18 protein-coding genes are annotated in these 19,457 nt (G+C 69.1%); 13 read left to right on the top strand and 5 right to left on the bottom strand.

Going from position 1 to position 19,457, the window contains the following annotated elements:
- Positions 1–2: 2 nt before the first annotated feature.
- Positions 3–935: a ribokinase gene (locus I6A81_RS38240; protein ID WP_203008175.1), complete on the bottom strand. Its 933-nt coding sequence runs from the start codon at positions 933–935 to the stop codon at positions 3–5.
- Positions 936–1,058: 123 nt separating this feature from the next.
- On the bottom strand, positions 1,059–1,595 hold the full coding sequence (locus I6A81_RS38235) for a DUF1697 domain-containing protein (RefSeq protein ID WP_203008178.1): 537 nt from the start codon (positions 1,593–1,595) through the stop codon (positions 1,059–1,061).
- 191 nt (positions 1,596–1,786) lie between these two features.
- Here I6A81_RS38235 and I6A81_RS38230 point away from each other — a divergent pair, with 191 nt between their 5' ends.
- Entirely contained in the window at positions 1,787–2,302 is a 516-nt protein-coding gene (locus I6A81_RS38230) for an SRPBCC family protein (RefSeq protein WP_238431158.1), read from the top strand.
- 115 nt (positions 2,303–2,417) lie between these two features.
- Here I6A81_RS38230 and I6A81_RS38225 read toward each other — a convergent pair whose 3' ends face one another.
- On the bottom strand, positions 2,418–3,311 hold the full coding sequence (locus tag I6A81_RS38225; protein WP_307875187.1) for a L,D-transpeptidase family protein: 894 nt from the start codon (positions 3,309–3,311) through the stop codon (positions 2,418–2,420).
- A gap of 462 nt (positions 3,312–3,773) precedes the next feature.
- Positions 3,774–3,944 (bottom strand): hypothetical protein, encoded by a 171-nt coding sequence (locus tag I6A81_RS38220; RefSeq protein WP_203002236.1) that lies wholly within the window; start codon positions 3,942–3,944, stop codon positions 3,774–3,776.
- A 610-nt stretch (positions 3,945–4,554) separates the two neighbouring features.
- Here I6A81_RS38220 and I6A81_RS38215 point away from each other — a divergent pair.
- The 9 genes from I6A81_RS38215 to I6A81_RS38175 all read left to right on the top strand — a co-directional run bounded on the left by I6A81_RS38215 (position 4,555) and on the right by I6A81_RS38175 (position 14,550).
- Entirely contained in the window at positions 4,555–4,770 is a 216-nt protein-coding gene (locus I6A81_RS38215; protein ID WP_203002235.1) for a hypothetical protein, read from the top strand.
- Between the two features lie 308 nt (positions 4,771–5,078).
- On the top strand, positions 5,079–5,879 hold the full coding sequence (locus I6A81_RS38210; RefSeq protein ID WP_307875188.1) for an acyl-CoA thioesterase: 801 nt from the start codon (positions 5,079–5,081) through the stop codon (positions 5,877–5,879).
- Between the two features lie 719 nt (positions 5,880–6,598).
- Positions 6,599–7,789 (top strand): alpha/beta hydrolase family protein, encoded by a 1,191-nt coding sequence (locus I6A81_RS38205; RefSeq protein WP_203002234.1) that lies wholly within the window; start codon positions 6,599–6,601, stop codon positions 7,787–7,789.
- A 64-nt stretch (positions 7,790–7,853) separates the two neighbouring features.
- Positions 7,854–9,329: an ABC transporter substrate-binding protein gene (locus I6A81_RS38200; protein ID WP_203002233.1), complete on the top strand. Its 1,476-nt coding sequence runs from the start codon at positions 7,854–7,856 to the stop codon at positions 9,327–9,329.
- A complete protein-coding gene (locus I6A81_RS38195) occupies positions 9,330–10,277 on the top strand; it encodes an ABC transporter permease (RefSeq protein ID WP_203002232.1) in 948 nt (315 codons plus the stop codon).
- A 37-nt stretch (positions 10,278–10,314) separates the two neighbouring features.
- Positions 10,315–12,312, top strand: coding sequence for a dipeptide/oligopeptide/nickel ABC transporter permease/ATP-binding protein (locus I6A81_RS38190; RefSeq protein WP_203002231.1), 1,998 nt, complete (start codon positions 10,315–10,317; stop codon positions 12,310–12,312).
- On the top strand, positions 12,312–13,190 hold the full coding sequence (locus I6A81_RS38185) for an ATP-binding cassette domain-containing protein (protein ID WP_203002230.1): 879 nt from the start codon (positions 12,312–12,314) through the stop codon (positions 13,188–13,190). Before I6A81_RS38190 ends, I6A81_RS38185 begins: the two co-directional genes overlap by 1 nt.
- A 54-nt stretch (positions 13,191–13,244) precedes the next feature.
- Positions 13,245–13,568 (top strand): hypothetical protein, encoded by a 324-nt coding sequence (locus I6A81_RS38180; protein WP_203002229.1) that lies wholly within the window; start codon positions 13,245–13,247, stop codon positions 13,566–13,568.
- A gap of 79 nt (positions 13,569–13,647) precedes the next feature.
- Complete coding sequence (locus tag I6A81_RS38175; RefSeq protein ID WP_203002228.1) at positions 13,648–14,550, top strand: LysR family transcriptional regulator; 903 nt, start codon at positions 13,648–13,650, stop codon at positions 14,548–14,550.
- Positions 14,551–15,010: 460 nt separating this feature from the next.
- Here the strand turns inward: I6A81_RS38175 and I6A81_RS38170 are convergent, their stop codons facing one another.
- On the bottom strand, positions 15,011–15,625 hold the full coding sequence (locus I6A81_RS38170) for a TetR family transcriptional regulator (RefSeq protein ID WP_203002227.1): 615 nt from the start codon (positions 15,623–15,625) through the stop codon (positions 15,011–15,013).
- A gap of 148 nt (positions 15,626–15,773) precedes the next feature.
- Here I6A81_RS38170 and I6A81_RS38165 point away from each other — a divergent pair, with 148 nt between their 5' ends.
- The 3 genes from I6A81_RS38165 to I6A81_RS38155 all read left to right on the top strand — a co-directional run bounded on the left by I6A81_RS38165 (position 15,774) and on the right by I6A81_RS38155 (position 19,433).
- Positions 15,774–16,991, top strand: coding sequence for an acetyl-CoA C-acetyltransferase (locus I6A81_RS38165; RefSeq protein ID WP_203002226.1), 1,218 nt, complete (start codon positions 15,774–15,776; stop codon positions 16,989–16,991).
- Positions 16,992–17,136: 145 nt separating this feature from the next.
- A complete protein-coding gene (locus tag I6A81_RS38160) occupies positions 17,137–18,330 on the top strand; it encodes an acyl-CoA dehydrogenase family protein (protein ID WP_203002225.1) in 1,194 nt (397 codons plus the stop codon).
- Entirely contained in the window at positions 18,327–19,433 is a 1,107-nt protein-coding gene (locus tag I6A81_RS38155) for an acyl-CoA dehydrogenase family protein (protein WP_203002224.1), read from the top strand. Before I6A81_RS38160 ends, I6A81_RS38155 begins: the two co-directional genes overlap by 4 nt.
- Positions 19,434–19,457 lie beyond the last annotated feature (24 nt).

Below are 19,457 nucleotides of genomic sequence, written 5' to 3'. Positions count from 1 at the left end.
GCTCAGGCGGGGCCGACGGCGGCGACCTCGTCCGCGGTGGGCATGGACGGGCCGGCGCCGAACCGGCCGACGGCTAGGCCCGCGGCCGTGTTCGCCCGCGCGAGGGCCGACGCGGGCTCGAGCCCGACGGCGAGCGAGGCGCCGAACGTGCCGCAGAAGCAGTCGCCCGCCCCGGTCGTGTCGACCACCGGCATCCGCCGGCCGGGCACGGTGAGCAGCTCGCCGCCGATCCGGGCCAGCGCCCCGTCGACCCCCAGGGTCACCACGACGTCGCCGAGCGGCCCGCCGTCGGGGGCCGTCAGCGCGTCGCCGGAGCGCAGCAGCTCGGCGATCCCGTCGGCCCCGGCGCCGGAGGCACCGACGAGCTCGGCGAACTCGGTCTCGTTGACGATCAGCACGTCCACCGCGTCCAGCAGCCGCCGGCTCGGCGGCCGAAACGGCGCCAGATTGAGGATCGTCGTCGCGCCGGCCGCGCGGGCGGCGGCGGCCGCCGCCTCGTTCGTCTCCGCCGGGATCTCGTCCTGCAGCAGCACGACGTCCCCGGACCGAAGCGCGGCCTCGGCCACCCGGTTGGGGCCGACGGAGCCGTTGGCGCCGGCCACGACGATCACGGTGTTCTCCCCGCCGTCGGCCACCGTGATCAGGGCGGTGCCCGTCGGGCCATGCTCGGTCCTGACCGGCGAGATGTCGATCCGCTCCGCGCCGAGGAAACCGGCCAGCACCGTCCCGAACCCGTCCGCGCCGACCGCGCCCACCAGGACCGTCGGCACGCCGAGCCGCCGGGCGGCCACGGCCTGGTTCGCGCCCTTCCCACCCGGCACCTGATGCACCGAGCCGCCGGCGAGCGTCTCGCCAGGCAGCGGCATCCGGGGCACCGTCACGACCACGTCCATGTTGATGGACCCGATGACAACAACCCGCCCGCGCTCAGCCACGCCTCATCCTTCCCGTCCCACCCCTCCCGCCAGTTGGGCGGCTTACGTACGTCAGGTGCCCGCTGACGCGTCCGGCGGTCCGCCGGCGCGCCCGCCCCGGAAGTGGCCGGGGCGAGTCTCGGGTCAGGCGGCGGTGCGGTCGCGCAGCGCCAGGACCGTCCGCCAGTTGCGGGTGGTGCCCAGGACCGCGAGCCGGCGTTCGACGGCCGTGTTGGTGAGCTTGCTGCGCCCGTAGCCGTGTGGGCAGTGCAGGTAGACGTCCCGCCCGACGACGGCGACCTCCTCGCCCTCGGCGGCCAGGGCGGACAGTCCTGGGATCAGGGCCCGGTCCGGGTCCTCGGCGACGAAGGTGACGTGCAGCTTGGCGGGGTCGTCCTGGCGGCCCAGGAACGGGTTGGCGGCGACGACCGCGGCCAGCTCGGCCCCGCTGCGCAGCAGCACGGTGGTACGCAGGCCGAGCTCCGCGCCGAGCCGCGCCTCGATGTCGGCACCCAACGCCGCGCGGGGCGTCTCAGTCTCGAAAACGACGTTGCCGCTCTGCAGGTAGGTCGAGACGCCCTCGAACCCGAGGCCGGCGAAGGCCGTGCGCAGATCCGTCATGAGGACCTTTGCCCGGCCGGCAACGTTGACCCCGCGCAGCAGGGCCGCATAGGTGATCACCGGTCTCCTTCCGACAGCCCCGCGCGGAACTTTAGAGCATGGGCGGTCGAATCCGGCCAGATCTGCCGCTCCGGTGGTCTCTCGGTGACCATCGGCGCTGGCGGAGGGTGACGGACAGCGACGGGGGTGTCCGGGCCGTTACACGTCCGCGGCGCGACATCGCAGCTCGCGGACCCGTTCTGATCGGCAGCATGGTCACACGCGCACCGACGCGCGCCGCATTCGAGGGGATGAGCACCATGCGCGAGCCGTTCCGGACGAGCTTCCTGTCCGCGTCCGTCACGGCGGGGCCGGAAGAGGTGTGGTGGATACTCGCCGGCGGCGGCGAGCCGGGTGTCGAGGTGCTGGGCGCCATGCTGCCCGACCGCCAGCTGCTCTCCGACTGGCGGCCGGGCTCATCGGTCCGGCTGTCGGCCGCCGGCACCGACGTGTACGGGACCGTGCTGCGCGCCACCGCTCCCTACCGGCTGACCTACACCCTCGGCGCGCCCCAGCCGGACGGCCAGGACTCCACGGTGATCGTCACCTGGGAGGTCCAGCCGGCGGCGGACGGGGGCAGCGTGCTCATGCTCGCGGTTGACGACCTCTACCCGGACGGCGCCGACGACCTGCGGGACGCCTGGGCGAGCGTGCTCGCCGAGGTCCGCGGCCGGCTGGAGATCCTCGCGCCGCCGGTCGGCGAGACCCCCGGCTCCGACCGCGCCTGACCGCCCGCCGCGCGGCCCGGCCGCGGACGGCGGGCGGCACGCCGCGGCCGCCTCAGCGGGCGGCCGGGGCGACGGGGCGGCCAGCGGCCGCCCTCCAGGGCCCGCGGCGGCGAGGTCAGTAGACGTGGACCGCGGCGCCGATCTCGGCCACGCCGGACGACCACATCCAGTCCATCGCCGGGTTGCTCAGGCGGACGCATCCGTGCGAGGCCGGGTAGGCGGGCACGGACGAGTAGCCGTGGAACGCGATCCCGCCGTTGAAGTACTTCGGCCGGTAGAGGCTGCCCAGCGGGCCAGGGTCGACCCCGTTGACCTGACGGAAGATCTTGTAGGTCCCCTCCGGGGTGACCGCGAGCTTGCGGACGCCGCCCGAGACGTAATACGTGTTCGAGCCCGTCGACGTGTTGAAGATCTGCTGGACCTTGCCGTCCTGGGCGACGAGGACCAGCTGCCGGGCGAGGTCGACCTCCAGCGCCCGTCCCTGGGTGCTACGCGCCGACGGGCGGACCCCGGCGTCGAGCGCCCGCCAGGTGGCCGGGCCGGCCAGCCCGTCGCGCTGCGCGCCCGCCGCCTTCTGGAGAGCCAGGACCGCCTGCTGGGTGAGCTGGCCGTAGGTGCCGTCGGGGGTGCCCAGCCAGTAGCCGGCGGCCGAGAGCCGGTTCTGTAGCTCCAGCACCCGCGGCCCGCTGTCGCCCGGCCGCAGCGCCGGCGGGGCCGCCGGGCTGGCCGGGGTGGCGGGAGCGGACGTGCCCCCGGACGGCGGCTCCGCCGTCGGCGACAGGGTGGCCGTGGCCGGCGGAGCCGCCGTCGACGGCCCGGCGGGAGGCGCGGACGTGGTGCCGGGCACCAAGGTGGTCCCGGGCGCGGACGTGGGCGGCGCGGGCAGCGCGCCGCTGGTCGCGCCGGCGCCCCCGGACGCGTCGCAGCCGGCGACCAGAGCGGCGACGGCGGCCGCGGCCGCCAACGCCACCGCGGCCCGGGGGCCCCCGAAGGGGGGTCGAGTAGTCACGTGTCCAGATTGCGCCCAATCGCGCCGTGATGTTGCCTGTCGGGCGATCGTCGGCGGGCGCCCGGCTGTCGCCTTCACGACCCGTTGTCCTGGTCTTTTCCCGCAACCAACGGGCCCTCACGCGCGTGGCACCGCCAGCGGGCATTGCCGGAAAACACCCGGAGCCGGCCGGGGGAATCCCCGGCCGGCTCCGAACGGTGCGCGCCCGCGCGGCCGTGGGTTGGACCTGCTTTTCTCGGGGCCCGCCGGCCGGCCGTCAGGCGCGGGTCGGTGGGTCAGGGTGTCGTGGGTCACCTGGCCGGTGCACGTGGCCGTTCGGCCCGGCGACCGGAAATCGACGCCCCGATATCCGAGGAGTTAAGGGAGAGTGAAAGCGGAAAACAGTGGCGGCCATCACCCGTCGGCGCCCGCCGGGGGCCGACGCCGCCCGGCCCGGGCCGTCGGGCCAGGCCAGCGCGGGTCCTAGACGGAAACGCCCTGGCGGAACAGGATGACCTCGAGCTCCTGGCGCGCGTTCGGCGACAGCGAGTCCTGGGCGAGGTAGGTCTCGAGGGCGCGCCGCTCGCGCCGCGCGACCCGACGGGACGAGGCACGCGACCGCAGCCGCTCCAGCGTGGACAAGTCGTTGCGCATGATTGCTCCCTGCAGATGTGACGGCGACCGCATTCCCCGACGGCCACATAACCATTGTGGACCTCCGTCCAGAACGTTTCGAGACACCTGGACGTGAGCTTTGCCGCATATAGCGGGACTAAGTCCAATGCGACATGTTGAACGTGTCGGCGACCACATTGGGAATAGTTGCCTGGCAGCAATCCCGAAGGTGGTCACGGTCACAGCGACGCAAAACCTCCTGGTCAGCGGGCGCATTCGCCGAGGTGTGGTCGCGGTCGCTTGTCGGGTTTCGGCGGAAGCCGGGCCGCGGCCGGCGAAGCGGCCAGGCGGGACGGCCCGGACCATGCCGGCGGATGGCCGTGGCGGGCACCACACGGGCCTGCCCAGCGGCCCCGGCCCGCGCCCTGTCCGGCGGCCCTGGTCAGCGCCGGCCGGTTGCCGCGAGGCCGGCTACCGCGAGGGCCGACGCGTAAACCAGGCAGTTCGAGGTGGGACGAACAACGCAGTTCCGGCAACAACGGGCGCGTCGGCTGGCACTTCGGCGACTTTTACTGTGTCGTAGAGGTTGGTTGGATCCGGAGAGGCGCAGTCCGACAACCCGCAGTGACGCTGCCAGGGAGGCAACCAGGTGCGCGACCAGCTAAGACGGGCGGCTCTGATCATCGCCGCCGCCAACGACGCGGATCTTCTGCGCCTGCGCGGTAACGACGACGACACCGCCCAGCGGCTGGAGGCACCAGACAGCCCGAGCGGCCGGGTGCCCGCTCCCCGCCAGCCGGTCGAACCACCGCAGCGGACCGGCCGCCGGCCCCGCCTGGCCAGGCCCCGCTCCGGCCAGGCCTGAACGGCCCCACCGCGCGGGCCGCGTGCCCGTCAACGGGTGCGCCCGCGCACGCCCGTGAGCATCCCGCGAAGGGGCGTTCCTGGCGTCTCCAGTGGTCAGGGACGCTGTCGGCAGGTGGAGACGCCGTCGGCAGACAGGGAAGTCGTCAGCAGGTACGGAATCGGCGGGTACGGAAGTCGCCAGAACGGGGTGTTGTCGGGGATGTCGTGGTCGACGAGGCGGGCGGGCGGGTGAGCGGGGTGGACGGCACAGGAGTGGTGGGCCTGACCAGCGACACGAGGCGGGCGGGCGCCGTCCAGACCGCGACCGTGCCGCCGGGACAGGCGGGCGTCACCCTGCTGGACCTGCTGGCGCTCGAGGAGCTCGACCGGGACCTCTACCGGACCACGGCCGTCTTCGACGAGCCGTACTTCCTCTACGGCGGCCAGGTCGCGGCGCAGGCGCTGCTCGCGGCCGGGCGGACCGTGCCCGAGGGGCGGCTGCCGCACTCGCTGCACGGCTACTTTCTCAGCCGGGGCAACGCCGCCCGGTCGACGATCTTCCGGGTGGAGCGGGACCGGGACGGCCGGTCGTTCTCCGCCCGCCGGGTGGTCGCGGTGCAGGGCGGCCAGGTGATCTTCAACATGAGCTGCTCGTTCCACGTGCCCGAGGGCGGGGCGGACCGGCAGGTCTCCGGGCCGCCGCCGGCCGGCGACCCGGAGACGCTGCCGGCGTTCACCCTCCCCCGGCTGTTCGACGTCCAGGCCCGCCGGCCCGCGCAGCCCTACCCCGACGCCGGCTGGGACACCCGGTTCTGGGCGCGCGCGACCGTCGAACTCGGCGATGACCCGTTGCTGCACGCGAGCGTGCTGACCTACCTGTCCGACGTGTCCGGAGGGCTCGCCGCCTGGCACGACGGGCGGGCCCACACGGGAGCGAGCCTCGACCACGCCGTCTGGTTCCACCGGCCGGCCCGCCTCGACGACTGGGTGCTGATGGACGTCACGCCGCTGACCGCCGCCAGCGGTCGCGGCCTCTACAACGGCACCATCCACACCCCCGACGGCCGGCTCGCCGCGAGCCTGATCCAGGAGGCCCTTTTCCGCGACCGCGCCGCGAACGGCGCCTAGGGCGCGTCCCGTGGATCTTCGGCCGCGCGGATCGACGCCCAGACGGCCGCTCGCCGCGTTGTCGTCGTCGTCCATAGCTCCGCTATGGACTCCTCCTCCGCCTTGCGAGCAACCGCCTGGACGCCGCCCGCATCGACCAAGATCCACGGGAAGCGCCCTAGCTTCGGGCGCTGCACCTGCCGTCGCAGCCGCGACCCGGTGGCGCAGGACGAGGATCTCTACCTCTTTCGCGGTGTCCCCACGAATCCGGAGCAGCGTCAGCCCGAGGACGTCGCTGGTCAGGCCGTAGAGCAAGGACCACACGATGACCAGCCAGCCTGCCCGAGCCGCGCCCGGGCGGCAGGCAAAAGTGTAGGTCATCGTCCGAATCGGGGCTCCGGAGCCCACAGGGTCGATGTTGCGGCGGCCAAGGTCCGCGGGCAGGTCGGCGACGGGGGTCCTCCGCGACGGCTACCTCGGCATGTGCATGTGGGCCTGGAGTCCGGCTGAGCGGCGCTGGACCTCGTCCGGGCCTCCTCGTCGGAGGTTGACCATAGCTGCTCTCTATAGCTGTTGAAGTTGATTGGTCTTTGCGCCGCACAGCACCGAACCGCTTCAGTGATGCCAATCACGTCGACGGCTGTACTCGGGTGCCCGCTCGACATGTAGCTGCGTCGCACGCAGGAGAGGGCGACGAAGGCTGACATCAGGACAAGAGCGATCAGTTAGCAGGTGCAAGCGTGGAGAACGCGACAGTGAGTCCCTGCTCGGCATCTACGGTCCCGACCGAAGATCCGTGGGACATCGGGCCAGACGGCTTCTACCGGCGTTGGCTCGCTGCGATCGAGGATCGCGCTGAGCTTGTTGAGGCTGTCAATCGTCTGACTGGCACGACGCAAGACAAGTGGATTCCGGTATGGAAGGAACTCGGAGAGGTCCACGAGGCGGCGGGCGAGCGCCTTGAGGCGGACGGCGACTTTGGACGGGCGCGCAGGGAGTTCCTTCTCGCCAAGACCTACTACGCGATCGCGCGCTTCCCCGGTGAGATCACCCCGGAGAAGGCAACTGTCAGCAAGGACTGCGTCCGCGCGTACATCCGCGCTTGCGCCCACATTGACCCTCCTCTCGAGGTCGTCCAGATTCCGCACCAAGACGTGACCATGACGGCCCACCTGCGGGTGCCGAAGTCGGATGAGCCAGTGCCAGCAGTACTCGTCATGTGCGGTTCCGACGTCTTCAAGGAAGACCGCGGCTGGGCTCAGGAGATCTGTATCTCGCATGGCATGGCAGGGCTGGTCATGGACGCCCCGGGCACGGGGGAGAACCCTGTTCCCTGGGCACCGGAATCGGTCACGGCGTGGGAAGCGGCGGTCGACGCGCTCCGCGCGCGCCCGGAGATCGACCCGAACAGAATTGGTGCATTCGGTATAAGCCGGGGTGGCTACTCCGTCATGCAGCTCGCTGGGACCGTGCCCGACAAGCTCCAAGCGGTCGTGGCCGTCGCGGGAGCGCCGCTGGGATACCTGCCTGAGGGCGAGGAGATGGCCCGGCACCTCGCCACGTTGAACGAGCGCGCCGAGTGGTACTTCGGTGCCGCGGACGACGGCCCGTTCAGGCCGCCGATGTCGGAAGAAGATGTCCGAGCCGAGTTTCACCATTGGGCGTTGTCCGAGATTGGTGTCCTCGATCGCATCACGCAGCCAGTACTCATGATCAACGGCGACCAGGACTACTTGTCACCTGTCGGGCACATCTATTCGGTCCTGGAGCACGGGCCGGTCACGGGCAAAGAGGCGCGCGTCTACGCCGGGGCCGGGCACTGCGCTGCCGAGCACGCGGGCGAGTGGGTTCCCGAGGCATTCGCTTGGCTCGCCCGCAAGCTGTCCGTCACCACAACGACGCCCGCAGCGGGCTCGCTGCCCCAGCATTGAGGATTTGGAGCAGCACATGCGAACTATCAGTCAACGCTTCCGGCGAGTGTCCATATGCGGCGTCGTGGCGACCGTTCTCGCGATCACGGGCTGCAGTTCCTCCTCGGACAATTCAGATGATGGGAGTGGTCAGGGGCCGTCCGGCACCGTGCGCGTCGGGATCGAGGAGATCCCGAGCCAGTGGGTGCCTGGCACCGACAACGGGTACGCCTGGGTGCGCGTCCCGTACGAGACACTGGTCGGTCGAGCACCGGACGATCCCACTCAGATCAGCCCACAGCTCGCCACCAAGTGGGAGCAGACACCGGAGTCGATTACCTTCACGCTCCGCGACGACGTCACCTTTCACGACGGAACGCCGTTCAACGCCGAGGCCGCGAAGTTCAACCTGGAGTACGTGATCGAGCAAGCCGGGCCCTTCAGCGCCGGCCTGTCCTCGATCAGTTCGATCGAGACTCCCGACGAACTCACCCTCGTGCTCAACCTCGCGCGCCCGACCCAGAGCCTCCTCAGTGCTTTGACCGGGCGAGGCGGCGTGATGGCCAGCCCGGCGGCCATCGAGGACGGCACGATCGACGACCACCCAGTCGGAACAGGTCCCTGGGCATACGACCAGAGCCTCAGTGTTCCCGGCAGCGAGGTCGGATTCTCGCTCTACGACGGCTACTGGGACATCGACAACGTGGGTGTGCGGCAGATCGTCCTGGTGGCTATCGACGACTCGGATGCTCGAATCAACGCGCTGCTGACGGGTGAGGTCGACCTCGGCGACGTCCTCGTCGCCCAGGCGGACCAGGCGAGGGATGGCGGTCTCGAGGTGGACGTCTTCCCCGGAGTTCACTACGGCCTGCTCTTACTTGACCGGGGTCCAGGTGGCGCCCTCGAGGACCTCGCCGTCCGGCGGGCGACCTGTCAGTCGATCGATAGCGAAGGACTCGCGGCCGTGGGAGGTGGCGAGTATCTGACGGCCACGAACCAGCGCTTCCAGGAAGGCGAGTACGGCCACAACGGCGACATCCCGCCCTTGAAGTTCGACGCGACGGCGGCAGAGCCGCAGCTCGACGGTGTTCCGCCCCTCACCATGCTCGCGTTCGAGCAGACCCAGCTGTTTGCCGAGGCGATCTCAGGAATGTTGGGCGAAGTGGGCGTGACCCTGGATGTGCAGACGGTCACGGCAGGTGAGTATTTCACTGGCTGGTATGCCGGCACGAACTCGATGGGCTTGGGGGACAACACTGACCTGACTCCCGAGGAGTGGTACACGCGCTGGTTCGCGGCTGATGCTCCCGGCAACCCGGCCGGGGTCGAGTCGCCAGAACTCGCCGCGGCGGCAGAGAAGGCCCTCGCCGAGACCGGCGTGGCTGCGGCGGAGCCGCTCTGGTCGGACGTGATGGGGATCATCGCGCAGGAGTCTCTCGTGTGCAACGAAACGATCGTCAACCAGGCCATGGGATACAAGCCGGGTCAGGTGGAGGGCGTGCAGACCGTGACGTGGGAAGCCAGCTCGGTGGTCTTCAAGAGCCTCAGGAAGGGGAACTAAGTGCTGGGACGGCTCGTAGGGTTCCGGCTGATGGGGATCGTTCCTCAGCTCGCGCTGGTCTCGGTCGCGATCTTCCTGCTGACCTACCTCATTCCCGGAAGCCCTGCGGCCGTCCTGCTCGGACCTCGAGCGACGCCGGAAGGCATCGCCGAGCTCGAAGAGCGCCTTGGTCTGGACCAGCCACTCGTCGTTCAGTTCGTCGAGTGGGTCGGCGGAGTTCTCCGGGGCGACTTGGGGACCTCGTGGTTCGGGAACAAGCCCGTCACCAAGGTGATCTCCGAGCATCTCCTGCCGACGATCAGCCTGACCGTCGGCGGGATCCTGGTCGCCATCTTGCTCGGGATGAGCGCCGGTATCGTAGCTGCGCTACGTCCGGGGGCCCTTTTGGACCGCATCGTCGGGCTTGGCACCGCCACCGGACTCGCGGTGCCGTCCTTCTGGCTCGGGGTCATCCTTCTCGGGTACCTCGCGGTGCAGCTCGGTTGGTTCCCCGTATTGTCCTGGACGCCGCCGTCGCAGGATGTCGGGCTGTGGCTCCGTGGCCTGGTGCTGCCGTCTATCGCGGTTGGGATCGCCGGCAGCGCCGTGATCGCCAGGCACACACGCAGCGCGATGCTGGAGACGCTGGCCGCACCGTATGTACAGACGCTCCGCGCTATGGGCACCCCGCGCAGGACGATCGTCGCTCGCTACGCCATCAAGAACACCATGGTCCCCATCCTCTCGGTGATCGCCTTTCAGCTATCCACGTTGATCGCGGCGAGCTTTGTGGTCGAGCAGGTCTTCACCATCCCTGGGATCGGCACTCAGCTGATCAACGCGGTGGCACGCAAAGACGTACCGGTGGTCCAAGGAATCACCTTGGTCGTGGCGGCCGCCGTGATCATGATCTACCTTCTCGCCGACATCGGCTACGCGCTCCTCAACCCTCGGGCACGACCGCAGTAGCCCCGACACCCCCGGCACCTTCATCAGATCCAGGGCAATGGAAGCTCGCAACCATATGATGAACAAGGTCGATTCCTCTGTGTTCCCGGCGCTGGACCCTGAGGCCGGCCCGGAAGTCCCACGGATCGCGCGCCGTGTACTCCATCGGATGCTTCGACAACCAGCCACCGTGGCTGCTGGCGCTTTCGTCGCGGCCATCATGATCGCTGCCGTCCTCGCACCAGTCCTCGCTCCCTATGACCCACTCAGCCAGGACCTCCGGCGGGCGCTTGAGGGCCCAGGTGGCGACCACTGGCTTGGAACCGACTACCTCGGCCGTGACGTTCTCTCGCGCCTCATCTTCGGTGCGCGGGTCGCGATCCAGGCGTCGCTTCAGACAGTGGCCATCGCACTCATCGTAGGCGTGCCGCTCGGACTGTTCGCGGCGTATCGCAGCGGTTGGTGGGACCGCGTGCTGATGCGGCTGCTCGACGTGGCGGACTCGATCCCCGGCCTCGTCCTAGCCTTCGCCATCATCGCCGTTTTGGGACCTGGCCTCACTAGCGCGATGATTGCGGTGAGCATCATTTTCGCGATGAACTACATGCGGCTCAGTCGCGCGCTCGCGCTTGGAGAGCGAGAGAAGCTGTACATCGACGCGGCGAGGGTCTCTGGGCTCACCGAACGAAACGTGCTCTTCCGACAGATGCTGCCGAATATGGCCGGGCCCCTCATCGTGCAGTCGACGATCTACATGGGAACGGCGCTACTGATCGAGGCGGCGCTCAGCTTCCTCGGCCTCGGCCTCGATATCGGAGCCCCGAGCTGGGGTGGCATGCTCAGTGGTGCCACGCAATGGCAGAACCAACAGCCGTTCCTGCCCTGGCCGCCCGGTCTGGCGATCACCCTGACCGTGCTGGCCTACAACCTTCTGGGCGACGGCCTGCGGGACGCACTCGCCGGCGAGGGTTCCATCCGGGGCATCCGAGAGCGCCGCCAGGCACGCCGGCTCTCCTCGCGGCCAGCGGCGTCGGCCGCGGAGATCGATGGGCCGCAGGCTGAGAGGATCGCGCTGTCCATCCGGGGCTTGTCCGTGGCCTTCCCGACCGACACAGGCATCGTGACCGTGGTGGATGACGTGAGCCTCGACGTCCGCCGTGGCGAGATGCTCGGACTCGTCGGGGAGTCTGGGTCAGGCAAGACCATGACGGGCCGCGCCGCGCTCGGCCTGGTGCCCATTCCGGGTCTCGTCACAGCTGGCTCAGTGCGCGTCGACGGGCAGGAGGTGGTGGGCAGTTCCGAGGCCGAACTGAACAACCTGCGGGGCGGCAGTATCAGCATGATCTTTCAGGACCCCCTTGTCGCGTTGTCCCCGGTGCACACCATCGGGCGCCAGCTGACCCAGGCGATCCGCAACCACGACCACGATCTCAACGCCTCCGCCGTCCAGGACCGAGCCGTCGAACTGCTCGAGATGGTGGGCATCGCTGAGGCGCGCACCCGGCTTCGCGACTATCCCCACCAGTTCTCCGGTGGAATGGCCCAGCGGGTCGTGATCGCGATCGCGTTGGCTGGCCAACCGAGCGTGCTGATCGCCGACGAGCCAACGACGGCGCTCGATGTGACGACGCAGCGTCAGGTTCTGGACGTTCTTGCCGACCTGAAAGACCGCCTCGGCATGGCGGTCGTGCTGATCACCCATGACCTCGGCGTCGTCGCCGACGCCTGCGACCGCGCCGCGGTGATGTATGCCGGTCAGATCATCGAGGAGGGCACCGTGGACGAGATCTTCAAGGAGCCTCGCCACCCGTATACCAGTGCGCTGCTTGCCGCGGTGCCCACCAGCGCCGGCGGATCGGGCCGACTGCCGACGATCCCGGGCCGCGTGCCTCCCATGGACGCCCTGCCGACGGGCTGCCGGTTTGCCCCTCGATGTCTACATCGGCGTGATGTGTGCAAGATGGGTCCGATTGAGCTCACCACTGGTTCGCGCTGCATTCGTGAGGATGAGCTCTCCCTCCCTGGCACGACCCCCGTACTCCGGAAGAAGAGCTGATGTCAACGCTGCTCGAGGTCGAGGATCTCTGGATCAGGTACGAGGGCGGGTACCTCCTCGCACGGCGTGCGCACGAGAAGGTCGCGGTTCGTGGCGTGTCGTTCGCCGTCGCCGAAGGTCAGACGTTCGGCCTGGTTGGGGAGTCGGGCTCGGGCAAATCGTCGGTGGGCAAGGCGATACTGCGTCTGGTTCAGCCCTCGTCTGGCGCGATCCGTTTCGACGGCCAAGACATCGTGGAGTTCGGCAGAAAGACCCCTCTGAGCTACCGCGGAGACGTCCAAGTGATCTTCCAGGACCCGTGGTCCTCCCTCAACGCTCGGGCACCGATCGGACGGATCTTGGCGGAACCGATGCGACGCCATGGCCGAGTCGCCCCCGGTAAGGAGCGTCACCGCGTGGTCGAACTGCTCGAACGCGTCGGCCTCGCGCCAAATCACGCCGATCGCCTCCCTAGCCAGCTCTCCGGCGGGCAGCGGCAGCGCGTCGCGATTGCCCGAGCCTTGGCAGTCGAGCCGCGCCTGATCGTGTGCGACGAGCCTGTCAGCGCCCTCGATGTCTCCACCCAGGGACAGGTCATCAACCTCCTCCAGGACCTCCAAGAGCAGCTCGGTCTGACCTACGTCTTCATCGCACACGATCTGGGCGTGGTCAGGCACATCAGCCAACAAATCGGCGTGATGGCCTCCGGCGAGCTCGTTGAGACCGGGTTGGCCGACGATGTCTACCTTCGCCCGCAGCACTCGTACACGCGCGCTTTGATCGACGCCGAGCCGCTACCTGATCCGGACTATCAGCGCGAGCGAAGGCGCGCGCGCCGCACCGCCGCACAGAACACGGCGGATGCCGTACCGGGCACCGGCTCCGGGCCGGCACGTTGACCTGCGCCGACTCCACAGCCTGCCCGTCCGGGGCGTCGCTCGGTCTCGCGCATCGTGGTCATCGTCGTTGTGGCATTTCTCACGCAGAACCTCGACATGACCATCCTGACGTCGCTGCCGCAGATCGCGCACACCTTCGGTGTCTCGGCAGTGGACGTGAACATCGGAATCACCGCCAACGTGCTGGCCGGCGCCGCATTCGCCCCCGTCGGGCGGTTGAAGTTGACCCGATTTCGTGCGCACCGGGCTCTTGGGGCAATAGTCACAAAGAGGATTACTGGTGTCGAGATCGCAACCGCTTTACACGGAGGAGTTCCGCCGGCCGATGGTGGACCTTGTCCGGCTGGCCGCTCGGTCCCGGTTCCGCCGTCGAAATGATCGTGTGTGGCGGAGCGGGTGCGGGTTCGGTCCGCGCCGCCGCAATAGCCCGTTCCTATATGGCATGTAGGCTGTTCTCGTGCGGCTGCGGCAACTCGAGTACTTCCTGGCGATCTGTGAGCACGGTTCACTCACGGCAGCGTCGGCGCATCTGTTGGTGGCGCAGCCCTCCCTGTCCCGGCAGATCCGGGCTCTGGAGAAGGAGGTCGGCGCGGAGCTCCTTGAGCGCGGGCGCCAAGGCGTCTCCCTCACCGCGGCCGGCCGCGTGTTCCTGCCGCACGTGCGGGCAGTGATCCAGGCGACTGAGGAGGCACGGCGCTCTGTGGCGAACGTCGTGAGCGGCGGGGACGGCGAGCTTCATGTGCTCACGGTTCGTTCCGTCGCATCGGGTGTTCTGCCTGCGGCTGTTGTGCGCTGGCACGACAAGTACCCCGCTACGGTGCAGCGACTCCACGACTTCTCTCACCGGAAAGACCTGGAGGCGGCGATGCGGGAGGGCAGGGGCGACCTCGCCATCGGGCCGAGGCCGTTGGGGTGGGAGGGCGAAGTCGTCTCGATCGGGTTCGAGGACCTCGTTGTCGCCGGCCGGGGGCCATTCGCGCACGCGGTGGCGTCGGTCGAGGAACTGCGGGACGCGAAATGGGTGCACTTTGAGCCGGAGCAGGGCATGACCGAGGTCCTGGACTGGGCCTCCGTCTCGCTCGGGTTCACTCCACGCGTCGTTGCCCGGGTCGGCCAGGTCGCAGCAGCGCTGCGTCTGGCGATCGAGGGCGTCGGGCTCGCGATCGTCCCTGCGAACGCTGTTCCGCATGGTTGGAGCCACCATGTTCGTCCGTCGGATCCTCCTCTGTTCAGGGAGCTCGTTGCGTACAGCAGGGGTCCGATGGTGCAGCTCACGGCACGCTTCGTCAGCCTGCTGCGCGCCGTCGAGTTACCCCTGGTCCAAGCCCAAGGCCTGCCCGCCGACGCCCTGGTTCGTTGACCATCCGATAGTTGTAACTACGCTGCGGCCAAAATGGCGAGTCCGGCGGCGATGACGCGTTCGATCGGCATCGAGGGACGTCCAGGACCCTGGTCCTTGACGTTGTCACGATCGGGGCGGCCCTGCCACCAGCGGGGGCTCCCAGGCCGAGGGACGGTCTGACTCACGGCCACCACCCTTTGCTCAACCAGTCGGCCCCGGCGTCAGCGCCTCGCCCACTCTGGCGTGGCTACACTGTAGCCGCAACTATCGGCCACGTCGTAGCCGATATATCCCGTGCTCCGGGGGAGGTCGTCGTACTTGCCTCTCTCGTCGTGGTTGGACGCTCGCCAGAAGTACAGACGGCCGCATGCCGAGACCTTGTAGTCCTCGGGCGGTGGCCGGTAAGGCCCCGCCAGACGAGTAAGTCCGAAGTCTGGCGGGCCGTGGCCGGACATAGAGAGAGGCCAGCCGGTCGACATCAGACTGCGTCGTGGGCGGGGCGCAGGCCGAGCATCCTCAGGGCCAGTTCGGCGTAACGGTCGCCAATGTCCTCGGGCGTCCAGCCGCCGTCGTCCCGATACCACCGCGCGATATCGATGCCGAGAGACAGGAGCGCTGTTGCTGCCATCGCCGGGTCGACGATGTCGAAGACACCGGCGGCCACGCCCCGCTCGACGAGCCTCCGGATCTCGCCGTCAGTGATCTGCCGGATAGCCCGGATCTCGGCTAGATGCTCTGGGCTCAGTGCTGCCAACTCGTAATGGACGACCCTGGCGGTCGTGTGATCGCGAGCGTGGAAGACGGCGAAGTCGCGGATGACGCGGCGCACCTGCTCCACCGGGTCGCTCGAGGAGGCCACGCCTGCGCGAAGACGCGCCAGGGTCCGCTCATGCCCGCCGCGCGCGATGAGGTAGAGCAACTCCTCCTTGGACCTGTGGTGCACGTAGAGTGCCGCCGGGCTCATCCCGGCGGCCGCGGCGATGTCCCGCGTGGTCGTCGCGTGGAACCCCTTCGCGGCAAACGTGCTGACCGCGGCGGCGAGAAGGCGGGCGCGGGTGGCGTCGGCACGCGGCGGATCCGAGGTCTCTGTCATCGTGCGTATCTTCGGCCACCCGCGGGATCCAAGGCCACCCAGCAGCAGTGACGAGGGTCATAGCAGGCGAGCGATCCGCGACTCGTTGACGCGAGGCACCCCCACGGTCCAGGCTCCTGACTAAGCGCTTAGTCAGCGAGGAGCCTTCATGCCTGAGGCCGTGATCGTCGCCACCGCCCGCTCGCCGATCGGCCGAGCCGTCAAGGGCTCGTTGCGCGACATGCGCCCCGACGATCTGGTCGCACAGATGGTGCGGGCAGCGCTCGCAAAGGTCCCGGAGCTGGACCCTCGTGAGATCGACGACCTCATGCTCGGCTGCGGTCAGCCCGCCGGCGCCTCCGGCTTCAACCTCGCCCGGGTCGTCGCGGTACTCACTGGCATGGACCACCTCCCGGGCACCACCGTCAACCGGTACTGCTCGTCCAGCCTGCAGACCACCCGGATGGCGCTGCATGCGATCAAGGCGGGCGAAGGCGCCGTCTTCATCTCGGCAGGGGTCGAGACGGTGAGCCAGTACGCCAAAGGGAATGCCGATGGCCTTCCCGACACCAAGAACCTCATCTTTGCCGAAGCGGAGGCACGAACCGCGGTCTTCGAGGCTGGCGGGCAGACCTGGACCGACCCGCGCTGTGACGGAGCACTGCCGGACATCTACATCGCCATGGGTCAGACGGCCGAAAACGTAGCCCAGCTCACCGGAGTCACCAGGGCGGAGCAGGATGCCTTCGGCGTACGCAGTCAGAACCTCGCGGAGAAGGCGATCGCGAATGGCTTCTGGGGCCGCGACATCGCGCCGGTCACCCTTGCCGACGGCACGATCGTGGCGAGAGACGACGGCCCCCGGGCCGGCGTCACGATGGAAGCGGTCGCCGCCCTCAAGCCGGTCTTTCGGCCAGACGGCACCGTCACTGCCGGCAACTGCTGTCCGCTGAACGACGGCGCCGCGGCGATTGTGATCATGTCGGATACCAGGGCCAGAGAGCTCGGCATCAGCCCTCTGGCGCGCATCGTCAGCACCGGCGTGACCGCCCTGTCGCCTGAGGTCATGGGCCTCGGCCCCGTGGAGGCGTCTCGTCAGGCACTCGCCCGAGCCCGCATGACCGTCAACGACATCGACCTGGTCGAGATCAACGAGGCCTTCGCCGCCCAGGTAATCCCATCGGCCCGCCAGCTCGGTGTGGACGAGGAAAAGCTGAACGTCAACGGCGGGGCCATCGCGGTCGGCCACCCCTTTGGGATGACCGGAGCTCGACTGACCAGCACATTGATCAATTCGCTTGCGTTCCACGACAGGCAGCTCGGCCTCGAGACCATGTGTGTCGGTGGCGGGCAGGGCATGGCGATGGTCCTCGAGCGGCTGCGCTGAGACGGAGGACGGGAGCGCTGGCCCCGTCCTGGAAGTGACCGGCGTCGCGCGATACACGAGCGAGCCACCTGTGGGCGTCGCCGCAGGCGTCGGAAGTCCATGCGCGCGTCAAGTCGCGTCGCCAGACCAGGACAAGGAGGAGCCGATGGCCCTCGCACAGAACGACCCGGCGGGCGAGTTGCGGCGTCATGTCGCAGCCTTTCTCGCCACGCACGATCCCGCGACCATGGAGCGACTTTCGTTCCTGCGGGCTCGTTACGACGCCGGGCTGGCGTGGGTGGCCTTTCCCTCGGGACACGGCGGCCTGGGCCTGCCAGGGGCCTTGCAGCCAGACCTGGACCGGCTGTTCGCCGAGGCGGGAGCACCCGACAACAATCCGCGAGCGAACATCATCGGCCTGGGGATGGCGGCCCCGACCATCCTCGCCTTCGGCACGGCCGAGCAAAAGGAGCGATATCTACGGCCGCTTTGGACCGGTGAGGAGATCTGGTGTCAGCTGTTCAGCGAGCCTGGCGCTGGCTCCGATCTGGCGAACGTCGCCACCCGCGCGGTACGTGACGGCGACGAGTGGGTGGTCAACGGGCAGAAGGTCTGGACCTCCAGCGCGCATACCGCCCGGTTCGCAATCTTGGTCGCCCGGACAGATCCCGACCTGCCCAAGCATGCCGGTCTTACGTACTTCCTGTGCGACATGGCCGACCCTGGCGTCGACGTTCGGCCACTGCGCCAGATCACCGGGGAAGCTGAGTTCAACGAGGTGTTCCTCACCGACGTCCGCATCCCTGACGCTCAACGACTCGGGCCCGAGGGCGGCGGGTGGAAGGTCGCCAACGCAACGCTCAACAACGAACGTGTGGCAATTGGTGCCGCGGCTGTCCGCGAGAGCGGCATCGTCGGACTCGTCGCGAGTACCTGGCGTGAGCACCCGGAGCTGCGCAACACCGAGCTGCACGCACGCCTGCTGAAGCTGTGGGTCGAAGCCGAGGTCGCACGGCTGACTGGGCAGCGGCTACGTCAGAAGCTGGCACTGGGGCAGCCCGGCCCCGAGGGGTCGGCGATGAAGCTCACCTTCGCCCGGCTCAGCCAGCAGCTCACCGGCCTCGAGCTCGAACTGCTTGGCGAAGAGGGACTGCGCTACTCCGACTGGACCATGGTCCAGCCGGAGACGGTCGACTTCGCTGGCCACGACGCCGGCTACCGCTACCTGCGCGCCAAGGGGAACTCCATCGAGGGCGGCACCTCGGAGATCTTGCGCAACATCATCGCGGAGCGCGTCCTGGGCCTGCCCGCGGAGCCACGAGTTGACAAGCACCGTCCCTGGAGGGAGCTCGCCCGATGACAGCGTTGAACCTGCTCTACACCGACATCGAGGACGATCTACGGGCCACCCTCCGTGACCTACTCGCCGACCTGTGCACGCCAGCCGCCGTGAGCGCGGTCTACGACGGTGACCGATCCCTGGTCGCCCCCCTGTGGAAGGCCGTCGCCGCTGACCTCGGCCTGGCGGGGCTGCTCGTACCTGAGGCACTCGGCGGCGCTGGCGCGTCCGCGCGTGAGGCGGCCGTGGTTCTCGAGGAACTCGGGCGGGCATCCGCGCCGGTGCCGTTCCTCACCAGCGCCGTGGTCGCGACCATGCTCCTGCTGAATGCCGGCGACGATCTGCTGCCCGCGGTCGCGTCAGGGGAACGGACCGCGGCCCTCGCCATCCCCCTTTCGACCGCTCCACACGCCCTACTCGCGGCCGTCGCGACGGACAGCCAGCAGCGGCTCACCGGAGTCGTCACCAGCGTCGCCGGCGCCGCCGAGGCGGACACGCTCCTCGTGCCCGCCTCGACCGCGGACCGAATAGCGCTGTACGCAGTACCCGTTGCCAGCGCCAGTGTCGCCCCGGTGGTCTCGCTGGACATGACCAGGCAGCTGGCCGACGTCACCCTCGACTACGCGCAGGGCCGCCTGGTCCTAGCGGATGCCGAGCCAGCGATCCGCGCCGCCCTGCGCGCCGCTGCCGCGCTGCTCGCCTCCGAGCAGCTCGGCGTCTCCCGCTGGTGTCTGGAGACGACCGTGGCCTATCTCAAGGAACGACGCCAGTTCGGTCGGCCCGTCGGCGGCTTCCAGGCGCTCAAGCACCGGCTCGCGGACCTCTATACCGGCATCGAGTCCGCGGCAGCCGCCGCCCGCTATGCCGCCGCGGCGCTGGCTGCCGGAGACCTCGACCTGCCCGTCGCCGCGTCGGTCGCCAAAGCGTTCTGCGGCGACCTCGCGGTCCTCGCCGCCGAGGAAGCAATACAGCTGCACGGCGGCATCGGCATGACCTGGGAATATCCGGCACATCTCTACCTGAAGCGCGCGAAAGCCGACCAGCTCGCCCTGGGAACCCCCGCGGAGCATCGTGCCCAGCTCGCCGAACTCGTCGATCTGACGATGAGAGCGCCGGGCGCCTGACCAGAAAAAGCCCTTGAGAGGGCT

This window comes from Frankia nepalensis, assembly GCF_016786325.1.
In the GTDB taxonomy this organism is placed as follows: domain Bacteria; phylum Actinomycetota; class Actinomycetes; order Frankiales; family Frankiaceae; genus Pseudofrankia; species Pseudofrankia nepalensis.
The sequence above is the reverse complement of the archived record's forward strand: the minus strand, read 5'-3'. Positions and strand labels throughout refer to the sequence as shown.